Genomic DNA, 20,116 nt, shown 5'->3' with positions numbered 1-20,116 from the left:
CCTGGGAGGCGGCTCGGGAGGTGGCAGACGAGGCGGCTCGGGAGGTGGCAGAGGAGGCGGCGGAAGCCGACGCCTCCGCCGAGACCGCAGAGGACTCATGAGCCACCCGCCGTCGCACTGAGGCCGGCATCCGCCACGGCACCCACCGTGGTGGATGCCGAGGCGGACGTCGCGGCCTCCGCCACGGCAGCCGTCGCGCGGACCGGGCCGGCGCGGGACCGTGCACGGGCCGGTCCGACCGGCAGCCGCACGGGCAGCCCACCGACCGGCACTTCGGCCACCACCTCGACGGCGTCCGCCTCCCGGTCCACCGTGCAGGAGACCACGGTGGCCGCCTGCGCGGCGGCGATCCCGGCCGCCCGCCCGCAACCGCCGTCCACGTCCAGCAGCAGCCGGTCCGCGGCCGCGAGGGCCGCCAGGTCGGCGGCGGACTCCGCCCGGTGCCGGGCGCCGGCCACCGCACCCACCGCGAGCGTGGCCGTGAACGCTGCGCACCCGAGCACCGCGAACGCGACCAGCCACACCGTCGCGGACCCAGCGTCGGCCCCGCGCCCCGCAACCGCCCGGGCGGTGCGGACCCGCGCCACCCTCCGCACCTCTGCGGCAAGCCCGGCCGCAGCCCGCCTCAGGGCGGCCACGGGCCACCACCGCCTCCGCCACCCGCCAGGGTGTCCTCCCGTGCCGCCACGGCCGCCGCGCCCAGCCGCACCGAGAGCAGCGAGCCGAGCCGGCCGGGCGGCGACGACGGTGCGTCCACCGTGACCCGGACGGTGTCCGCCGCCACCACGATCTGCACGTCCGCCCCGGACGGGGCCGCCGAACGGGCGATGGCGGCGGCGTCCGCCTCCCCGCGCGCGGCCGCCCTGGCACCCACGCTCGCCGCGTCCACGCAGCGGATCTGCGCGCCCGCCGCGAGCACGCCCCAGATCAGCATCACGGCGAGCAGCACCAAGGCCGGCAGGGCGACCGCCGTCTCGGCCGTGACGAAGCCCGCATCGCCCCGACGCGGGCCCCTGCGCCGCTGACCCCGACCCTGATCGGGGACCCGAACGCGGCGGCTCCCGGTGTGCCGACGGATCGACCGAGGCCGCTCCGCCAACGGATCATCACGTCGCATGGAGCGCCCTGTCCAGGAGCTCGGTCAACCCGCCGATCATGGTCGGACTGGTCACCACCTTGTACAGCCCAGCCGCCAGGGCGCACGCCCCGAGCGTGCCGACCGCATACTCGGCCGTGGTCATCCCGGCGTCCGACCTGGCCCTGACCCGGACCGACCGCCGGGCCCGCCCGGCCACCCACAGGCCCCGGCGCCGGCACAGCTCGTACAGGCGACGGCCGGGACGCCCGTCGACGATCTCCGGTGTGATCACTACGGTCATGGAACTCTCCTCCGATGATTGATGGTTGACATCGATTTCCCAAGCGGACATTGCCCCGCACCACGCGGGCACCGCCCCGCGAGAACCGCCCGCACAGAACCGTCCGCACAGGACCACCCGCACAGGACCACCCGCGCGGACACCTCCCCGCCCGCACCATCCCGACACCGACTCACATCGCCTGGGCGAAGCGAGTGGTGAGCCCGATGACCACCGGGACGACGCTGATCAGCACGAACGCCGGGAGGAAGCAGAGCCCCAACGGCGCCGTCGCGAGGACCCCGGCGCGGCGGACGCGGGCGTGCGCCGTACGCGCGGCCGCCGTCCGCCAGCCATGTGCCAGACCGATCAGCGGCCCGGCCGCCGGAGCCCCGCTGAGGCTCGTCCGGACCAGACAGCGGGCCAGCGGCGCCAACGCCGGGCGCTCTCCGCCCAGCCTGGTCCAGCAGACCTCCGGCGGTGCTCCCAGGGCCAGTTCCGCCGCGATCGCCACCAGCCGGGGCCCCATGGGGGCGCCGACGCTCCGGCCGACCGCCGCCACCGCCACGGCCGGCGAGGCCGCCGAACCGAGGCAGGCCGCCAGCAGCTCCGCCGTGAGCGGAAGCTGCCGGGTGAGCTGCTCCTCCTCCAGGGCAGCCCGCCGTTCGTCCGGGGACCTCGCCTTCGGCAGCCACCGGCACAGCGCGGCGGCCAGAAGGACGCCCACCGCCAGTCCGGCATCGCCGCCCAGCGCCACGGCCGCACCGAGCCCGGCAGCGACCGCCAAGGCCGCCCGCCGGGCGCGCCCCGCGCCGTCGGCCCCCGGCGCCGGGATCCGCGCACCCCACCTGCCCCGCACCGGCCCTCCCCACCGCCGGGCGGCCCGCCCGAGGGGCCGGGCCCGGGCCCGGATCCAGGCCGACCTCCGACGCCCCGCCCACCGCATCGCTCCTCGCCGCAGGAGCAATGCCCCCGCTGCCACCATCAGCACCGCCGGCACCAGGACGCTCCAACCGGCCCCCGGCTTCATGTCGACATCACCTCGACCCGGAACGACCCGCTCGGCCGCCCCGGCCGCGTCTTCGTGCGCGAGATGCCGCACCGCCACCGGCCATCGCCGACCCAGGCCACACCCCCGGCCCGGCGCTCCTCCCGTTCAGCACTCCTGGGCGCTTCCACGGCCCCTCGCGCCGCCGCCCGGACGATCCGCGCCGTCCACGCCAGACCCAGCCCCTCCAGGGCCGCCCCGCCCGCCAGACAGGCCAGCCCGGCGGGAGTGTGGAGCAGGACGGCCACCGGCCGGGCCCCGAGCGCCACCCCGAGCAGCAGCCCGGCGACGGGGAGCGCCGCCAGAACGGCGATCGTGGTCCGCGGCGCCGCCAGCTCCGCGGTGATCTCCTCGGCCAGCGCCTGCTCCGCGCGCAGCGCCTCGGCGACCCCGTCCAGCCCGGCCGCCAGGCCCGAACCCCCGTCGGCAGTGACCCGCCAGCAGGCGGCGATCGCCGTCGCCCCGCTGCCGCCCGGCAGCTCGGCGAGCAGTTGGAACGCCAGCGGGACGTCCCCGCCGTAGCGGCCGGCCGCCAGTCGGGCCACCGGCTCCTCGCCGATCCGGTGCAGCGCCTCGCGGTCCGCGGCAATACGCGTCGTCACCACGTGCAGCGCCTGTTCGGGTGTCGCCCCGCTCCGCAACTCCCCTGCCAGCCCGGCACAGAGCTCGACGATCGCCGCCGATCGGTGCCGGGCCGCCGCCGTCACGCTGCGCCGCTGCCGCCAGCGGCGCAGCGGAAGGTAGGCCAGTGCGGCCGCCAGCAACGGGACGGGCGAGCCCAAACCCGGCCACGCCGCCAACCCTGCCGGGAACAGCAGCAGTTCAGGCATCAGCCAATCTGGTCTGCGGAGCGGCCACCACCTGGCATCCACCACCGGCGGGCCCCGGCGCGCGGCGCTCCTCCTGCTGCCGTCGCCTAACCCACCGCCGTCACCGGCCGGCAGGAGCACGTGTCGGCGAGCGCCCGCCGCCGCCCGCTGCAGCGCGTACCACCCGGCCGACGCCGCGACGCAGAGCACCGTCACCCAGCACAGCAACAGCTGATCTTTCGCCATGTCAGCGACCACCCTTCTCCCCGGCCTTCCCTCGCCATGGCCCGAGCAGTGCCCAGGCGCCCGCCACACACCCGCACAGCAGCAGGACGAACAGCCCTTCCACCGCCCGTACCGCCGTCACGGCAGCCCCCCGGCGAGCGTCACCCCGCGCGCCGCCAGCAGCCGGAGCAGCCGCTCCCAGCCCTCGCCGGGGAGGGCCGTGCCGTCCGCCGCGAAGGTCACCGCCGGCGTGGTGACGGCCAGGCCGTCGCGATCACCGGCCAGTGTGTGGATCTCGGCGACCCGGCGCCGTCCGGAGGCCGGCTCCCGCACCAGGTGCACCACCAGGTCGAGGGCGGCCCGGAGTTGGCTGTGCAGGGCCGGCCGGTCCAGCCCTGCGAGCGACCCGAGCGCCTCCAGCCGGACCGGCACGTCCGCCGCGGTGTTCGCGTGCACGGTGCCGCAGCCACCCTCGTGGCCGGTGTTCAACGCGGCCAGCAAGTCCGACACTTCGGCGCCCCGGACCTCCCCGACGACCAGCCGGTCCGGACGCATCCGCAGGGCCTGCCGGACGAGGTCGCGCAGGGTGAGCTCGCCGAGCCCCTCCTGGTTGGGCGGGCGGCTCTGCAGCCGGACCACGTGCGGGTGGGCCGGCCGCAGCTCGGCCGAGTCCTCCACGACGACGATCCGCTCGTCCGGCCCGACCAGCCCGAGCAACGCCGCCAGGAGGGTTGTCTTCCCCGTACCCGTCCCGCCACTGATCAGCAGGGACAGCCGCGCCCGCAGGATGCCCGCCAGCAGCTCGGCACCGGTCGCGGGCAGCGCCCCGCCGGCCACCAGCTCGTCGAGTGTGAACGGGCGCGGCCGGCAGACCCGCAGGGAGATGTGGGTGCAGCCGGTGGCGATCGGCGGCAGCACCGCGTGCAGCCGGGTGCCGTCCGGAAGCCGCGCGTCCACCCAGGGCCGGGCATCGTCCAGCCGTCGCCCGGCCGCGGTCGCGAGACGGTGCGCCAGCCGCCGGACCGCCTCGGCGTCCGTGAAGCGGACCCCGGCGGCCCGCCGGAGCCCGCCGCCCCGGTCTACCCAGACCTCGTCCGGGCCGTTGACCAGGACGTCCGTGACGTCCGGCGCCGCCAGCAGCCGGTCCAGCGGGCCCGCACCCACCAGCTCGGCCCGCAGCGATCGCACGGTGTCGAGGACGTCGTCGCCGCCGAGCGGCGGCCGGGTGGCCCGCAGCACCGCCGCGACGGACCCGGCCGTCGGCGGCGCTCCGGACTCGGCCAGCCTGAGCCTCACGGCGTCGACCAGCGCGGCCGTACGTTCCTCCCGGGCCGTGCGCCCGTACGGGGGCGGCTCGGCCCGCGAACCCGGCTCCGGGTGCCCGCCGGTCGCCGTGACGCTCCTGAGCAGCCGGTGCTCCCGCGCACCGCCGCCCCGGCCACCGGCAGCGGCACCGAGGCCGCCCCCGGCCGCATTGCCCGTTCTGCGCAGACGGACCATCAGTAGACACCTCCTCCGACCGCCGGAACCGGCGGCAGCACCTCGTCCAGGAAGGTTTCGCAGAAGCGCGCCAGCGGGCCGTTCTCACGGATCCCGGGCGGCACGCCCTGCTCGACGTCGGCGGCCAGCCCGGGCTCCGCCCCCAGCTCTCCGGCGAGCCGCAGCCGCAGCCCCCGCGCGATCCGGTGGGCCGGGAGCCCGAACGGCCGCATCGGGCGCACCACCATCCGGAGGTCGTCGAGCCGCATCCGCACGGACGCCGCGACCCGGTCGGCGGCGGCCACCGCTCTCAGCTCGGCGGGCACCACCAGCAGCGCCGTGTCGGACTGCTCCAGCGCCTGCCCGGCCGCCGGATCGAGGTGGCGCGGCACGTCGACCACGACCAGGCCACCGCGCCGACGGGCGGCTGCCAGCACGCTGCGCATGGCCTCGGGCGGTACGGCGAGCGTGTCACCGCGGTCCCAGGACAGACAGGACAGCGTGGTCAGCCGTTTCAGCACCGGCAGCGCCTTGGCCAGCTCGGCGCCGCTGACGCGGCCGCGTGAACCGGCCAGGTCGGGCCAGCGCAGGCCGCCGGCCGTCTCGCCGCCGAGCAGGATGTCGAGCCCGCCGCCCAGCGGGTCGCCGTCGACGAGTATGGTCCGCCGGCCCGTGCGCGCGGCCGTGACCGCGAGCGCGCAGGCCAGGGTGGAGGCACCGGCCCCGCCCCGGCCGCCGAGTACCGCGACGGTGAGCGCCGGCGTGCCGACACCCTCCGCCGCGTCGGCGATCCGGTCGAGCAGCCAGGCCTCGGCGTCCGGCAGGAACAGCACGTGCTCAGCGCCGAGTTGGACGGCTCTGACCCAGACCCCGGGGTCGTCGAGGTCCAGCCCGAGCAGCAGCACCCCGGTGCGCCGGGGGAGCCCGGCGCACCGCTCGGCCTGGTCGTCGCCGACCAGCACGAGTGACGAGCCCTCCCAGAGCCCGCGCGGCGGCGGGGCACCCCGGATCAGCCGGGGTTCCGCCCCGGCCGCCGCGCAGAGCCGCAGCAGGTGCTCGGCCAGGCTCTCGTCCTCGGTGACCACGAGCGGGCCGGCGGCCTCCGGCCCGTGGGTGGAGGCATGGCCGGTGATCGGTGTCGACATGGTGGTCTCCCCTCTGCGGCGTCCGTCCGCGTGGAGCGGTACGGGCGCACGTCCGGACAGGTCCGGCAGGCGGCCGACCGGGGGCGCCCTGCTCGGGGCCCGGCAACCGCTGCCGTCCATCACGGTGGGGGGTGATCCTGATTCCGTCAGCCCGGTTCCGAATGTCTGTGGACAACTCGGGCCTGTGGATAACTACGTTCACCCGGACGGGGGGCTATTGAGCAAAGAATTGACGAAACCGCCTCACCGAGAAGAACCGGCACAGCTCGCACGAGGCACGGCCGGCCCTCGGGCAGGGTCCGCAAGGAAGCCCCCCGCGCCATCTCCGCCATCTCTCCGGAGTCTCGTGACGGATCTCTTCGGGGATCTCACCGTGGGCGCTTCCGGGCCTCCACGGACCTCGCACGGGCCCCGGGCAGCGATGAGCAACCGGCAACACAGAGTGACGAAACCAGACGCGTGGGGCCGCGCCCCGACACCCCCTGTAGACGCCCGGCAGAGCCGGTGCGGAATCCTCCGCAGAAGCCGTTCAAGCCCTGAAAATGGCCCCGGACGTGCGACGACCCCCGCCGGGGGGGAGAGCGGGGGTCGTCTATCCACAGCCCGACTCGGGGGGGAGGAGCCGGACCGGGTTAGCACGGTCGCGAACGATCCGTGACTTCCATGGTGTACCCGAGCGGCCAGAAACACAAACCCGCACGCCCACGAGTACGCCGAATGGCGGGCTCTTTTGTGGCGCCCTCTATCCTCGGTTCCCGTGGACACCACCGAGAACGCCGACGAGTACGCCGACAAGTCCCCGGGCTCCACCGCCGAGCCCGCCGCGTCGGCCGAGAGCGCCGCCCCGACGCCCCCGGCCGCCCGCCCGCGCCCGGCCGGCCCCAGGACGGCGGCCTTCTTCGATCTCGACAAGACCATCATCGCCAAGTCGAGCGCCCTCGCCTTCAGCCGGCCGTTCTACCAGGGCGGTCTGATCAACCGTCGGGCCGTACTGCGCAGCGCCTACGCCCAGTTCGTCTTCCTGGTCGGCGGCGCGGACCACGACCAGATGGAGAAGATGCGCGAGTACCTCTCCGCGCTCACCCGGGGCTGGAACGTCCAGCAGGTCCGCGAGATCGTCGCCGAGACCCTGCACAACCTCATCGACCCGATCATCTACGACGAGGCCGCCTCCCTGATCGAGCAGCACCATGCGGCCGGCCGCGACGTGGTGATCGTCAGCAGCTCCGGCTCCGAGGTGGTCGAGCCGATCGGCGCGCTCCTCGGCGCGGACCATGTGATCGCCACCCGGCTGAAGATCGAGGACGGCTGCTACACCGGCGAGATCGACTACTACGCCTACGCCGAGAACAAGGCGGCCGCCATCCGGGAGTTGGCCGAGTCCGAGGGCTACGACCTCTCCGAGTGCTACGCCTACAGCGACTCCTCCACCGACTTGCCGCTGCTGGAGGCGGTGGGTCACCCTTCCGCCGTCAACCCGGACCGCGCCCTGCGCAAGGAGGCGGTGGCGCGCGAGTGGCCGGTGCTGGTCTTCGACCGACCGGTGGAACTGCGGCGGCGGCTCCCGGAGTTCTCCGCACCGAGCCGCTCGGTGCTGACCGCGGTGGCGATCGGCACGGCGGTGCTGACCGCCGGAGTGATCTGGTACGCGGCGCGGCGGCGCCGCCCGACGGCCTGAGCGACCGACCGTCCCGCCCGTTCGGGCTCCGCCCCGGCGCCCGAACGGCCTGCCGCCCCAGTTGCAGGGCCCCGGGGCACAACAAGCCCAACCAGTGCGGTTTGGTACAAAACGGGCAAAAGCCGAAGACTTCTCGTTTCGGGTTCCCCTTTCGCCCGAAACGCGATACAAATGAAGCACGGCCCGCGAGACCCGGTCAGGACCCGAAGAGGTCAAACCGACAACGCAGTTCAGGCCCCACGGACCGCGTACAGATAACCGAGCACCCACATGCAGCCGACCCGCTGTCGGGCCGCCGCACCAGACGAACGGGCAGGATCCCCGTCTGATGGGCACTTCCGGTGCATGCATGGTCACCCGGTACCTGTACCAGCGGCGGCGCCCGGCAGGATCAGGTGCCGCCGCATCTCGCTGTTCAGGCCCGGGATCTCGCCGTTCGTGGTGGCGCGGCCTCGGGATCTCGCCGTTCGTGGTGGCGCGGCCTCGGGATCTCGCCGTTCGGGCCCGGCCGGGCCGAGTCCGGCGGCCGGCCCCGGCGGGCAGGCCGGGGCGGCCCTCCGGAACCCCGGTCAGACCATGCCGCGCTGCATCGCCTCACAGACCGCCGTGCTCTCCCGCACGCCGAGCCGCAGCGCCCGGCCGCAGTGCCCGATCCAGGCCGCCAGGCCCTCCTCCGTCCCCGCCAGGTAGCCGGCCAGCGCCCGCCGGTAGGCGTCCGTGCCGAGCTCCGCGAGCCCGACCTCGGCCGGGCAGATCGACTTCGGGTCGAGCCCCTCCGCGAGCAGCACGATCCGCTGCGCGGCCCGCGCGATCACGCCGTTGTGCGAGCCGAACGGCCGCAGCGCGAGCAGCTCCCCGTGCACCACCGAAGCCACCACCAGGGCCGGCGTCCCCACGCCCTGGCCCTCCGCGCGGGCGACCAGCAGCCGGGAGAGCTGGTCGAGCCGGGCGGCGACCTCCTCGGCCCCGGGGGCCGGCGGCAGGGCGGGCACCGGCTCGCCGGCCGCAGGGTCGGCCTCGACGCTCTCCACCGGCTTGAGCTCCAGCGGGAACAGCTCCTCGGCCGCCTCACCGGCCTGTCGCGGCCGCCCGGCGGCGGCGTCGGCGTCGCCGACCGCCAGCAGGTGCAGCCGGGCCAGCACCTGGAGCGGCGAGTGCCGCCAGACGCTCAGCAGCTGGCCGGATTCGGCGGCGATCCGCAGGGCGGCGCCGACCGTACGCGACTCGTGGTCGGCGCTGAAGTCACTGCGGCGCCGGACCTCCTCCAGCGGCCAGTCCGCCCCGGCCAGCGCCGCCGACGCGCGGGCGCCGCGCAGCGCGGATTCGGAGGTGACCTCGGCCGCGCGGCGGCGCATCACCCGGTGCCCGTAGAGGCGGTCGACGGCCTTGCGCACCTCGGCCACGGCGTCGGGCACCCCGGGGAGCTGGGCCAGCGGGGCGAGGGGATCTGTTCCAGTGCTCACCTACCCGAGAGTAATGAAAGAAGGGCCCCTCCCGGAACAGCAACCCCGGATCACCCGTTAGAGGCAATCCTCACTCCCCTCCGCCGGGGAGCCCGAAACCCCGGATAGCATGAGCGCTATCGGAGACGATAACGATTTCCAATTCTGGAGATCGTCGACGTCGGCGCAGGGCGGAAGCGGCACGGAAGGACGACGCGGAAGCAGCGCGACGAGACATCGATCAAGCGGCCCCGCGCACGGGCCCCAGAGCGAGAGCCGGAGTCCCAGATGAAGATCGCGTTCGTCGGCAAGGGCGGCAGCGGCAAGACCACGCTGTCCGCACTGTTCATCCGCCACCTGGCCGCCGCGGGCCGCCCGGTCATCGCCGTCGACGCCGACATCAACCAGCACCTCGGCCCCGCCCTGGGACTGACGGACGCCCAGGCCGCGGAGCTGCCCTCGCTCGGCGCCCACCTGCCCGAGATCAAGGAGTACCTGCGCGGCAGCAACCCGCTGATCCGGTCCGCCGAGGAGATGATCAAGACCACGCCGCCCGGCCGCGGTTCGCGGCTGCTCCGGATCGTCGAGGAGAACCCGGTGTACGCGGCCTGCGCCCGGCCGATCGCGCTGGACGAGGGGTCGGTCCGCCTGCTGGCCACCGGTGCCTTCACCGAGGAGGACCTCGGCGTCGCCTGCTACCACTCCAAGGTCGGCGCGGTCGAGCTACTGCTCAACCACCTGGTCGACGGCCCCGACGAGTACGTCGTCACCGACATGACGGCGGGCTCCGACTCCTTCGCCTCCGGGCTGTTCACCCGGTTCGACGTGACCTTCCTGGTCGCCGAGCCGACCCGCAAGGGCGTCTCGGTGTACCGCCAGTACAAGGACTACGCGCGCGACTTCGGCGTCGAGCTCCGGGTGATCGGCAACAAGGTGCAGGGCCGCGACGACCTGGAGTTCCTCCACCGTGAGGTCGGCGAGGACCTGCTGACCACCTTCGGCCACTCCGACTGGGTGCGCCGGCTGGAGCAGGGCGCGGAACCGCCGCTGCGGGCGCTGGAGCCGGGCAACCGCGCGGTGCTGGAGCAGCTGCGCAGCGAGGCCGACGCCGCCCACGACCGGCGGGACGCCCCCCGCTACACCGAGCAGGCCGTCCTCTTCCACCTCCGCAACGCCGAGAGCTGGGCCAACTCCAAGGTCGGCATCGACCTCGCCACCCAGGTGGACCACGGGTTCGTGCTCGGCGGGGAGCAGCACGCCACGGCCGGTGCGCACTGACGCCCACGGCACGAACCGCCCGACGACGCGCGGGGCCCGACCACACGACCGAAGACGGCGCGCGGGACACCGAACGGGCTGTGGCCTTCCTCCATTCGGAGGGAGGCCACAGCCCGTTCTCGCACGCCTCGGCCGGGCCCCGCCCACCCTGTCCGGGCGTCAGCAGATTCCCGTCAGTTCGACTACCACCCAATGGGGTGAATCCAGGGGTTCAGCGCTACCGCCCGGGATGACGCTGTGCAAAGCTTTCATTACCCTCGGTTTACCGAGTCTTGATGGTCCTCCCCGAGGCATGGCCGACCAATGCCTCTGCCATGCCCCTCCGAGGCCCACTGATGGTCCACGGCCCGGCCGGTGACACCCGCACTCCCCGCCGCGCCCACGCCATCCCGCCACACCGTCGCGACCCACGACAGCCGATCCGGCTCCCCCGAGCCCCAACCGGACTCACCACCGGACCTGACTGCGTTCGTTCCCCCGGAAAAGACGGGAAGACAATGACCCTCGACATCTCCAGCGCACCCATCGCCTCCGACACCAACGACCACGCCCCACCGGGCCCGAACTCCCGCACCCGCTGGGCGCAGGACCTCTCCGCCTCCCTGGTGGTCTTCCTGATCGCCGTGCCGTTCTCCCTCGGGATCGCCCTGGCCACCGGCGCCCCGCTCACCGCGGGCCTCGCCGCGGCAGCCGTCGGCGGCATCGTGGTCGGCCTCTTCGGCGGCACCCCCCTCCAGGTGAGCGGCCCCTCCGCCGCGCTGACCGTGATCACCGCCGGGCTGATCACCCAGTACGGCTGGCAGGCCACCTGCGCCATCACGCTCGCCGCCGGCCTGCTCCAACTCCTGCTCGGCGTACGGCGGGTGGCCCGCACCGCGCTCGCCGTCTCGCCCGCCATCGTGCACGGCATGCTGGCCGGAGTCGGCCTGACCATCGCCATCGCGCAGCTGCACGTCGTCCTCGGCGGCTCCCCGCAGAGCTCTGCGCTGGCCAACCTGCTCGCCCTGCCCGGCCAGTTGGCGGGGCCGCACCCGCCCGCGCTGGCCGTCGGCACGGTCACCGCGGTCGTGCTGCTCGGCTGGCCCCGACTCGGCCGACTCCCGGGCAGGGCCGGGGAGTTCGGCCGCCGGCTGGCCAAGGTACCGGGCCCGCTGGTGGCCGTCGCCGCCGCCACCGCGCTCGCCATGACCCTCGGCCTGCACCTCGCCCGGGTCGAACTGCCCGCCTGGCAGCCGCACGACCTCGTCCCCGACCTGCCCCACGGGCCGCTCACCGCGGTCCTGGCCGCCGTGCTGACCGTCACCGCCGTGGCGAGCGTCGAGTCGCTGCTCTCCGCCGTCGCGGTCGACCGGCTGTCGCACCGCACCGGGGACCTCGACCGCGAGCTGCGCGGCCAGGGCATCGCCAACATGGTCAGCGGCCTGCTCGGCGGGCTGCCGATCGCCGGTGGCGCGGTACGCAGCACGGCCAACGTCAGGGCCGGGGCTCAGAGTCGCTGGGCCTCGATCCTGCACGGCGTCTGGGTGCTCGCCGCGGCCCTGGCGCTCACCGGCGGGCTGCGCAAGATCCCGCTCTCCGCACTCGCCGCCCTGGTCCTGGTCGTCGGCCTGCAGATGGTGAGCTTCGCGCACATCCGCAAGGTGCACCGGCACCGCGAGTTCCCGGTCTACCTGGCCACCGTCCTCGGCGTGGTGCTGCTCGGCGTCCTGCTGGGCGTGGCACTGGGCGCCGCGACGGCCGTGCTGCTCGCGCTCTACCGCCTGACCCGCGCCCACGTGGACGTCCTGTCCGGCCCGGACGGATCCGTCACGGTACAGACGCACGGCCCGCTCACCTTCACCGCGGTGCCCCGGCTGAGCCGCGCGCTGGCCGGCATCCCCGCCACGGCCGACGTGACGGTCGTCCACGACGGCTCCTTCCTGGACCACGCGGCGTACGAGACGCTGCACAGCTGGCGGACGGGCCACCAGGCGACCGGCGGTCGGGTGTCGATGACGACGCGGCGCCAGGACGAGGAGGTCCTCGACCCGGACGGGACGATCCGGACGGGCAGCTCTCCCGGTCCGCACCGCTGCCGGGCATGGACACCCTGGGTCGGCCACCACTGCATCGAGCAGCAGGAGGATCCGCACGGCCGGCTGCTGGACGGCCTCCGCGGGTTCCAGCTGCACACCGCCCCGCTGATCCGCCCCGAGCTGGCCCGGCTGGCCCGGGAGGGGCAGACGCCCTCCCAGCTCTTCCTGACCTGCGCGGACTCGCGGATGGTCACCAGCATGATCACCAACAGCGGCCCGGGCGACCTCTTCACCGTGCGCAACGTCGGCAACCTGGTGCCCGCGCCGTTCGAGCCGGGCGCCGCCGACGACTCGGTGGCCGCCGCGGTGCAGTACGCCGTGGAGGTGCTGGAGGTGCGGTCCATCACGGTCTGCGGGCACTCCGGCTGCGGCGCGATGAAGGCCTTGCTGGACGGCCTGCACGAGCGCCCGGGGCCGCCGACCCCGCTGGCCCGCTGGCTGCGCAACGGCCGCGGCGCGCTCGACCGGCTGCGCCGTGCCCCCGCCGAGTTCACCGCCCGTCCGGTGGTCGACCTGGTCGAACAGCTCTGCATCACCAACGTGGTCCAGCAACTGGACCAGCTGCTGGCGAACCCCGCGGTGGAGCGCCGGGTCGCCGAGGGCACGCTACGGCTGGTTGGCATGTACTTCGACTTCGCCACCGCCCAGGCCTACGTGCTGGACCACGAGAGCGGCAAGTTCAGTCCGGTCGAGGCGCTCGGCGCCGGTGCGACCGGGTCGGCGCCCTGCGACACGCCCGAGCGGGTGAACGAAATCGAACAGATCTCCGCGGCGGAGCTGGAGGCCGCTGGTACGGCCGCCGGCGGGGGTGATCCCCGACTGGCCGCCTGAGAGCGGGGCCCGTGCCCTACCTGGCGGGCAGGGGTGCGGGCCCACCTCACCGTTCGACCGTTTCTTCGAGCAGACCGTTCGACTCTCGATCAAAGGTCTACACCAATTCTCCGGAGCCTCTTGTCAAGTGACCGCTTCGCCTGGTGAGCTGTGCGCTGGGACACACGGGACAATCCCCACGCACGGGACTGACCCCGATCATGACTCGATGAGGAGTGCGCGTTGAGCAACGAGAGCCTGGCCAACCTGCTCAAGGAGGAGCGGCGATTCGCCCCGCCGGCAGAGCTCGCCGCCGCCGCCAACGTCACCGCGGCCGCGTACGCGCAGGCCTCCGAGGACCGCCTGGGCTTCTGGGCCGAGCAGGCCCGCCGCCTCAGCTGGGCCGTCGAGCCCACCGAGACGCTGGACTGGTCCAACCCGCCGTTCGCCAAGTGGTTCGCCGACGGCAGGCTCAACGTGGCGTACAACTGCGTCGACCGTCACGTCGAGGCGGGCAATGGCGACCGGGTCGCCATCCACTTCGAGGGCGAGCCCGGCGACAGCCGCTCGATCACCTACGCCCAGCTCAAGGACGAGGTCTCGCAGGCCGCCAACGCACTGCTGGAACTCGGTGTCGCCAAGGGCGACCGGGTCGCGATCTACCTGCCGATGATCGCCGAGGCCGTCGTCGCGATCCTCGCCTGCGCCCGGATCGGTGCCACCCACTCCGTGGTCTTCGGCGGCTTCTCCGCCGACGCCGTGGCCTCCCGCATCCAGGACGCCCGGGCCAAGCTGGTCATCACCGCCGACGGCGGATACCGCCGCGGCAAGCCGTCCGCACTCAAGCCCGCCATCGACGAGGCACTGACCAAGGCCGACGGAGTCGAGCACGTCCTGGTCATCCGCCGCACCGGCCAGGACATCTCCTGGACCCAGGGCCGCGACGTCTGGTGGCACGAGATCACCGGGCGTCAGTCCACCGAGCACACCCCCGAGGCACACGAGGCCGAGCACCCGCTCTTCATCCTCTACACCTCCGGCACCACCGGCAAGCCCAAGGGCATCCTGCACACCACGGGCGGCTACCTCACCCAGGCCAGCTACACCCACCACGCCGTCTTCGACCTCAAGCCGGAGACCGACGTCTACTGGTGCACCGCCGACATCGGCTGGGTCACCGGCCACTCGTACATCGTCTACGGCCCCCTCTCCAACGGCGCCACCCAGGTCATCTACGAGGGCACCCCGGACACCCCCCACCAGGGCCGGTTCTGGGAGGTCGTCCAGAAGTACGGCGTCACGATCCTCTACACCGCACCCACCGCGATCCGCACCTTCATGAAGTGGGGAGACGACATCCCCGCGAAGTTCGACCTCTCCTCGCTGCGGATCCTGGGCAGCGTCGGCGAGCCGATCAACCCCGAGGCCTGGATCTGGTACCGCGACCACATCGGCGCCGGCAAGACCCCCATCGTGGACACCTGGTGGCAGACCGAAACCGGCGCGATCATGATCAGCCCGCTGCCGGGCGTCACCGAGACCAAGCCCGGCTCCGCCCAACGCGCCCTCCCGGGTATCGCCGCCACCGTCGTCGACGACGAAGCCCGCGAGGTCCCCAACGGCTCCGGCGGCTACCTCGTGCTCACCGAGCCGTGGCCGTCCATGCTGCGCACCATCTGGGGCGACGACCAGCGCTACATCGACACCTACTGGTCGCGCTTCGAGGGCCGCTACTTCGCCGGTGACGGCGCCAAGAAGGACGAGGACGGCGACATCTGGCTGCTCGGCCGGGTCGACGACGTCATGCTGGTCTCCGGCCACAACATCTCGACCACCGAGGTCGAGTCGGCCCTGGTCGGCCACCCGTCCGTCGCCGAGTCCGCCGTGGTCGGCGCCACCGACGCCACCACCGGCCAGGCGATCGTCGCCTTCGTGATCCTGCGCGGCACCGCCACCGACAGCCCCGAGCTGGTCGACGAGCTGCGGGCGCACGTCAGCCGCACGCTCGGCCCGATCGCCAAGCCGAAGCAGATCAAGGTGGTCGGCGAACTGCCGAAGACCCGCTCCGGCAAGATCATGCGCCGCCTGCTGCGGGACATCGCCGAGGGCCGCGAGGTCGGCGACACCACCACGCTGGCCGACAGCACCGTGATGAACCTGATCCAGTCCCAGCTCCCGCCCGCGGGCAGCCAGGGCTGACGTACGCCGTGAACGGCGGTGCCCCGGGCGGTCGGACCGTCCGGGGCACCGCCGTTCACACCGACGCCGTTCACACCGGCGCCGTTCACACCCAGGTGGGCTGGGCCGAAGGTGGCGTACGGGCTGGTGAACCAGCGCGGGGCCATCGCGGGCAGCAGGCCGACCGGCAGCCGGGGCAGTCCCGAGGTGTGGGTGGCCAGGTGGAGCAGGGTGATCGGCCGCTCGTGCGGGTAGCCGGGGGCGGCGTCGACCGGCAGGTAACGGTCGATCGGATCGTCGTAGCCGACCTCGCCCCGGGCGGCCATCTCGGCGAGCAGGAGCCCGGTGAAGGTCTTGGTCACGGAGCCGAGCTCGAATCTGGTGTCGGCCCGGACGGGGCGTTCACGGGAGCGGTCGGAGTGGCCGCGACAGGCGACCGTCCGTTCGTCGCCGCGGATCACCACGACGGCGGCGCCTCCGCCCGGGGCGGCGGCATGGAACAGCGGGCGGAGCAGGTGGTCGAGGTCCGGGCCCGGCTCGGCGGCCGGGGCGTCGGCAACAGGACGAAGGGCTGAACCGTTCATCGGTCCGCACTCCACCGAGGCTCCGCGCTCCACCGAGGCTCCGCGCTCCGACACGTGTCCGTGCTCCGACAGGTGTCCGTGTTTCGTCGGGTCTCGGCGCTCCGGCGGACCTCGGTGCCGCGTCGAAGGTCCGCACTCCGCCCGGGGCGGCCACGCGGACAGGGTGGGCGGTAAGAGGGGCGGTCTGGGCATCGTCGTGCCTCCAGTACACGGCTGCGCAGCGGCCACGCCGCGGCGGGAACGGGGAATCGCGCCGCCGGGACGGGCAGCGCCTGCGATCGACGATAGGGAGGCGTTCACCCGTCTGCATGCGGCCGGCTCCATTCGGGTGTCATCGGCTGCGGCCGGACGCCACGCGTCGAAGCAGAACAGGCCGCCAGGTCTTAAGTCCTGAAATATGACAAGAAGCATGCCCGCTTGTGCTTCCGGCTAGAATGTCAAAGACGCATCAAGATCCCCGTCGGAACGTCCAGGGAAGACCTCCCGGATCCACCACGGAATCCACTGCGTCACAGGGCGCGCCGGGAAGTCTGGTCGGCACTGCACCACAGGTGCATCCGTACACCGTTCCCCGCCCCAGGAGGTCACGCGTGGCCAGCCAGCCGCCCGTCAACGAGCCGACGACCCGCCGCCGCCAGCTCCTCGGCAGGCTGTCCTTCCCCGAGCGCACCTACATCACCGACGCCCTGCGCACCGAGACGGTCGGCGGCATCCTGTTGCTCCTCGCCGCCGTGACGGCCCTGATCTGGGCCAATGCCTGGCCGCAGTCGTACGAGAGCGTCCTCGACTACACCATCGGGCCGTCCACCCCGTTCCACCTGGACCTCACCCTGGACGCCTGGGCCAAGGACGGCCTGCTGACGATCTTCTTCTTCGTGGCCGGCATCGAGCTCAAGCGCGAGTTCGTGGCCGGTGAACTGCGCAGCCCCAGCGCCGCCCTGCTACCCGTCATAGCCGCCCTCTGCGGCGTCGCGCTGCCGGCGATCCTGTTCGCCGTGGTCAACTCCGGCAGCGGCGGGCACCCGGGCGGCTGGGCGATCCCGACCGCGACCGACATCGCCTTCGCCCTCGGTGTGCTGGCCGTGGTCGGCAGCCACCTGCCCTCCGCGCTGCGGGCCTTCCTGCTCACCCTCGCCGTGGTGGACGACCTGATCGCGATCCTGATCATCGCGATCTTCTACAGCTCCGGCATCAAGTTCTGGGCGCTCGGTCTGTCTTTCGCCGGCCTGGTGCTGTTCTGGTTCCTGCACCGGCGCAACGTGCACGGCTGGTACCTGTACGTGCCGCTGGCCTTCGTGATCTGGGCGCTGATGCACGAGAGCGGTGTGCACGCCACGGTGTCGGGCGTCGCGATGGGCCTGATCCTCCGCTGCCACACGGTCGGCGACGAGAAGTACTCCCCCGGCGAGCACATCGAGCACCAGGTCCGCCCCCTCTCGGCCGGGCTGGCCGTCCCCGTCTTCGCCCTGTTCGCCGCCGGGGTGACGATCACCGGGCCGGCGCTGGGCGAGGTGTTCACCCAGGCCACCCCGCTCGGGATCATCCTCGGCCTGTTCGTCGGCAAGACCGTCGGCATCTTCGGCGGCACCCGGCTGACCGCCCGGTTCACCCGCGCCGAGCTGAACCCGCAGCTCAAGTGGGCCGACATGTTCGCCGTCTCGGTGCTGGCCGGCATCGGCTTCACCGTCTCGCTGCTGATCAGCGAGCTTGCCTTCCCGGACGACCAGGCGCTGGCCGACCGGTCCAAGGCCGCCGTCCTGGTGGGCTCGCTGCTCTGTGCGCTGGTCGCCACCGTGCTGCTGAAGCTGCGCAACCGGCACTACCGCGAGCTGTGCGAGGAGGAGGACCGCGACCTCGACCACGACGGCGTCCCCGACGTCTACCAGCAGGACGATCCGGCCTGGCAGGCCCGGGTGACGAAGCTGGCCGACCATCCGACGGAGGGCGGTCCGGACGGTGACGCCCCGTCCGGACCGGCCGCCCGCGGCTGAGACGCACGGCTCCGCCACGCCGGAGGCGGGGGGAGAGCAACGGGGAGCAGGGGGACACATCCCTCCGGCGGGGCCCCGGAGTGGTGTGTGACTGACCGCTGGGGGCATGATTCTGAGCTGTCGACAGTCCACAGACGCCTCCGGGCCCCCTCCGGCCCCCGGAACCGCACCGCACGGCGGCGTCACGCCGCACAGCCGCAGAGGAGAACCGCTGATGCCCGCAGGAGCCGCAGACCCGTCCAGCAACGGCCGGGCGCCCTACGAGGGCGAGCGTTCGGTGGGGCAGCTGTTCGCGGCGGCCACCGCCGACCTGTCCGCCCTGGTCCACGACGAGATCGCGCTCGCCAAGGCCGAGCTGCGCGCGGACGTCAAGCGCGGCGTCTCCGGCGGGGTCTCGCTGACGGTCGCCGGCGTGGTGGCACTGGCCGCCGTTCCGATGCTCAGCGCCGCTGCGGCGTTCGGGATCCACGCGCTGGGCCTCTCGCTCGGCTGGTCGTTCCTGATCGTCGCCGGCGCGTACCTGCTGCTGGCGGTGGTGCTCGGGCTGCTGGCGCTGCGCTCGTTCAAGCGGATCGAGAAGCCCTACCGCACCATCGAGGGCGCCCAGAAGACCGCCGACGTGCTGAAGAACGCCCGCCCGCGCCCCGCCACCCAGGAGGAGATCGACCGGGCCCTGGGTCGCATCCCGTAAGCCCGGCAGCACGCCGGCCGCCCCCCATCGGCACGCACCGCTGCCGTCCGGGCGCCGCCCCGGACGACGGGCCGGGCGGCCACCTCGGACAACGGGCCGGGCGCTGCCCCGGACGACGGCCCGGACCGGGGCCGGGCGGCGGGTCGGCCGGCGGGCCTCGGGCGGTGCACGGACGGCAGCCCTGGCATGGCCTGACGCACCGAGACCGAGTGCCGGGCGCGTGTCCGGTGTACGGATGTGACACGCTCTCGGTATGCCGCTCGACCAGAAGCCCGTGCCCGCGCAGCCGTCCGCCGACTCCGGCCCCGACCGCGCCGGCGGCCAGGACGCCGTTGACGAGGCGGCCGACAGCGCGACCGCGGTCGCCGAGGACGGCACCGCGGCGGCCGTGCCCGAGTCCGTCTGGGACGTCCGGCAGACGGGCCCCTGGACGCACCGCGACCTAGCTGCCAACGGCGCCCGGTTCCACATCGCCGAGCTGGGCAAGGGCCCGCTGGTCCTGCTGGTGCACGGCTGGCCGGAGTACTGGTGGGCCTGGCGCCACCAGCTGACCGCGCTCGCCGAGGCGGGGTACCGGGCCGTCGCCCTCGACCTGCGGGGCGTCGGCGGCAGCGACCGCACCCCGCGCGGGTACGACCCCGGCAACCTCGCGCTGGACATCACCGGCGTGATCCGCTCGCTCGGCGAACGCCGGGCCCACCTGGTGGGCCACGCCTCCGGCGGCACGCTGGCCTGGGTGGCGGCGGTCATGCGGCCGTCGGTGATCCAGAGCCTCACCGTGGTCTCCGCCGCACACCCGCGCGACCTGCGCCGGGCACTGCTGACCGACCGTCGCCAGATCGCCGCCTTCGACCACGTCCTGGGCTTCCAGCGGCCGTGGATACCGGAACGCCGCCTGGTGGCCGACGACGCCGCGCTGGTCGGCCGCTACCTGGACGCCTGGACCGGACACAACCAGCTGGACCGGGGGGCGGTGGCCGCGTACCGGCAGGCGATCCAGATCCCCAGCACCGCGCACTGCTCGGTCGAGCCGTACCGCTGGCTGCTGCGGTCGATGGCCCGACCGGACGGCATCCAGTTCGCCCGCCGGATGAAGAAGCCGGTCACCGCGCCCACCCTGCACGTCCAGGGCGCCTCGGACCCGGTGCTGCTGTCGCACACCGCGCTCGGCGGCGGCGAGTACGTGGCCGCGCCGTACCGCTGGCGGCTGATGCCGGGGGTCGGGCACTTCCCGCACGAGGAGGCGCCGAAGGAGTTCACCGCCGAGCTGCTGGACTGGATCGGCCGCCACAAGGACTGAGCCGCCGGAGCCCGGAAGCGGCGGG

Annotated in this window: 16 protein-coding genes and 1 pseudogene; 8 read left to right on the top strand and 9 right to left on the bottom strand. The window is 73.7% G+C overall.

Features of this window, described 5'->3' with window-relative positions:
- Positions 1–95: 95 nt before the first annotated feature.
- From ACZ3YO_RS10660 to ssd, 7 genes are all read right to left on the bottom strand, one after another.
- Positions 96–587, bottom strand: coding sequence for an Rv3654c family TadE-like protein (locus tag ACZ3YO_RS10660; RefSeq protein ID WP_465567527.1), 492 nt, complete (start codon positions 585–587; stop codon positions 96–98).
- A gap of 38 nt (positions 588–625) precedes the next feature.
- Positions 626–1,078: a TadE family type IV pilus minor pilin gene (locus tag ACZ3YO_RS10655; RefSeq protein ID WP_465568049.1), complete on the bottom strand. Its 453-nt coding sequence runs from the start codon at positions 1,076–1,078 to the stop codon at positions 626–628.
- Positions 1,079–1,106: 28 nt separating this feature from the next.
- Positions 1,107–1,379 (bottom strand): DUF4244 domain-containing protein, encoded by a 273-nt coding sequence (locus tag ACZ3YO_RS10650; RefSeq protein ID WP_465567524.1) that lies wholly within the window; start codon positions 1,377–1,379, stop codon positions 1,107–1,109.
- A 172-nt stretch (positions 1,380–1,551) separates the two neighbouring features.
- The gene (locus tag ACZ3YO_RS10645; protein ID WP_465567521.1) at positions 1,552–2,145 is read right to left on the bottom strand and encodes a type II secretion system F family protein; all 594 of its coding nucleotides are present in this window, start codon (positions 2,143–2,145) and stop codon (positions 1,552–1,554) included.
- A 239-nt stretch (positions 2,146–2,384) separates the two neighbouring features.
- The gene (locus ACZ3YO_RS10640) at positions 2,385–3,236 is read right to left on the bottom strand and encodes a type II secretion system F family protein (RefSeq protein WP_465567518.1); all 852 of its coding nucleotides are present in this window, start codon (positions 3,234–3,236) and stop codon (positions 2,385–2,387) included.
- Positions 3,237–3,578: 342 nt separating this feature from the next.
- A complete protein-coding gene (locus ACZ3YO_RS10635; protein ID WP_465567516.1) occupies positions 3,579–4,940 on the bottom strand; it encodes a TadA family conjugal transfer-associated ATPase in 1,362 nt (453 codons plus the stop codon).
- Positions 4,940–6,064 carry a septum site-determining protein Ssd gene (gene ssd, locus ACZ3YO_RS10630; protein ID WP_465567513.1) on the bottom strand — a complete coding sequence of 375 codons (1,125 nt, stop codon included), beginning with the start codon at positions 6,062–6,064 and terminating at the stop codon, positions 4,940–4,942. The genes ACZ3YO_RS10635 and ssd overlap by 1 nt, the downstream gene beginning before the upstream one ends.
- Positions 6,065–6,821: 757 nt before the next feature.
- On the opposite strand from ssd, the gene ACZ3YO_RS10625 reads away from it, so the two are divergent.
- The gene (locus ACZ3YO_RS10625; protein WP_465567510.1) at positions 6,822–7,742 is read left to right on the top strand and encodes an HAD family hydrolase; all 921 of its coding nucleotides are present in this window, start codon (positions 6,822–6,824) and stop codon (positions 7,740–7,742) included.
- Positions 7,743–8,311: 569 nt separating this feature from the next.
- On the opposite strand, the gene ACZ3YO_RS10620 is transcribed toward ACZ3YO_RS10625, so the two are convergent.
- On the bottom strand, positions 8,312–9,205 hold the full coding sequence (locus ACZ3YO_RS10620; RefSeq protein ID WP_465567507.1) for a Fic family protein: 894 nt from the start codon (positions 9,203–9,205) through the stop codon (positions 8,312–8,314).
- Between the two features lie 267 nt (positions 9,206–9,472).
- Between ACZ3YO_RS10620 and ACZ3YO_RS10615 the strand changes: the two genes are divergently transcribed.
- From ACZ3YO_RS10615 to acs, 3 genes are all read left to right on the top strand, one after another.
- Positions 9,473–10,462, top strand: a complete 990-nt coding sequence (locus ACZ3YO_RS10615) for an ATP-binding protein (RefSeq protein WP_465547731.1) — start codon at positions 9,473–9,475, stop codon at positions 10,460–10,462.
- A gap of 497 nt (positions 10,463–10,959) precedes the next feature.
- Complete coding sequence (locus tag ACZ3YO_RS10610; RefSeq protein ID WP_465567504.1) at positions 10,960–13,368, top strand: SulP family inorganic anion transporter; 2,409 nt, start codon at positions 10,960–10,962, stop codon at positions 13,366–13,368.
- A gap of 222 nt (positions 13,369–13,590) precedes the next feature.
- Entirely contained in the window at positions 13,591–15,546 is a 1,956-nt protein-coding gene (acs, locus tag ACZ3YO_RS10605) for an acetate--CoA ligase (RefSeq protein ID WP_465567501.1), read from the top strand.
- A gap of 224 nt (positions 15,547–15,770) precedes the next feature.
- Here the strand turns inward: acs and ACZ3YO_RS10600 are convergent.
- A pseudogene (locus ACZ3YO_RS10600) lies at positions 15,771–15,986 on the bottom strand (serine hydrolase domain-containing protein); the annotation flags it as partial.
- On the opposite strand from ACZ3YO_RS10600, the gene ACZ3YO_RS10595 reads away from it, so the two are divergent.
- The 4 genes from ACZ3YO_RS10595 (at position 15,945) to ACZ3YO_RS10580 (ending at position 20,091) form a co-directional block, all read left to right on the top strand.
- Positions 15,945–16,100 carry a hypothetical protein gene (locus ACZ3YO_RS10595; RefSeq protein ID WP_465568074.1) on the top strand — a complete coding sequence of 52 codons (156 nt, stop codon included), beginning with the start codon at positions 15,945–15,947 and terminating at the stop codon, positions 16,098–16,100. The pseudogene ACZ3YO_RS10600 and the gene ACZ3YO_RS10595 sit on opposite strands and share 42 nt — an antisense overlap.
- A gap of 443 nt (positions 16,101–16,543) precedes the next feature.
- Entirely contained in the window at positions 16,544–18,100 is a 1,557-nt protein-coding gene (gene nhaA, locus ACZ3YO_RS10590; RefSeq protein ID WP_465567498.1) for a Na+/H+ antiporter NhaA, read from the top strand.
- Between the two features lie 214 nt (positions 18,101–18,314).
- A complete protein-coding gene (locus ACZ3YO_RS10585; protein ID WP_396326017.1) occupies positions 18,315–18,791 on the top strand; it encodes a phage holin family protein in 477 nt (158 codons plus the stop codon).
- 253 nt (positions 18,792–19,044) lie between these two features.
- On the top strand, positions 19,045–20,091 hold the full coding sequence (locus tag ACZ3YO_RS10580) for an alpha/beta fold hydrolase (RefSeq protein ID WP_465567495.1): 1,047 nt from the start codon (positions 19,045–19,047) through the stop codon (positions 20,089–20,091).
- Positions 20,092–20,116: the final 25 nt, after the last annotated feature.

This window comes from Kitasatospora sp. NPDC022785 (assembly GCF_055561295.1).
This window is presented reverse-complemented; position numbering and strand designations above follow the sequence as displayed.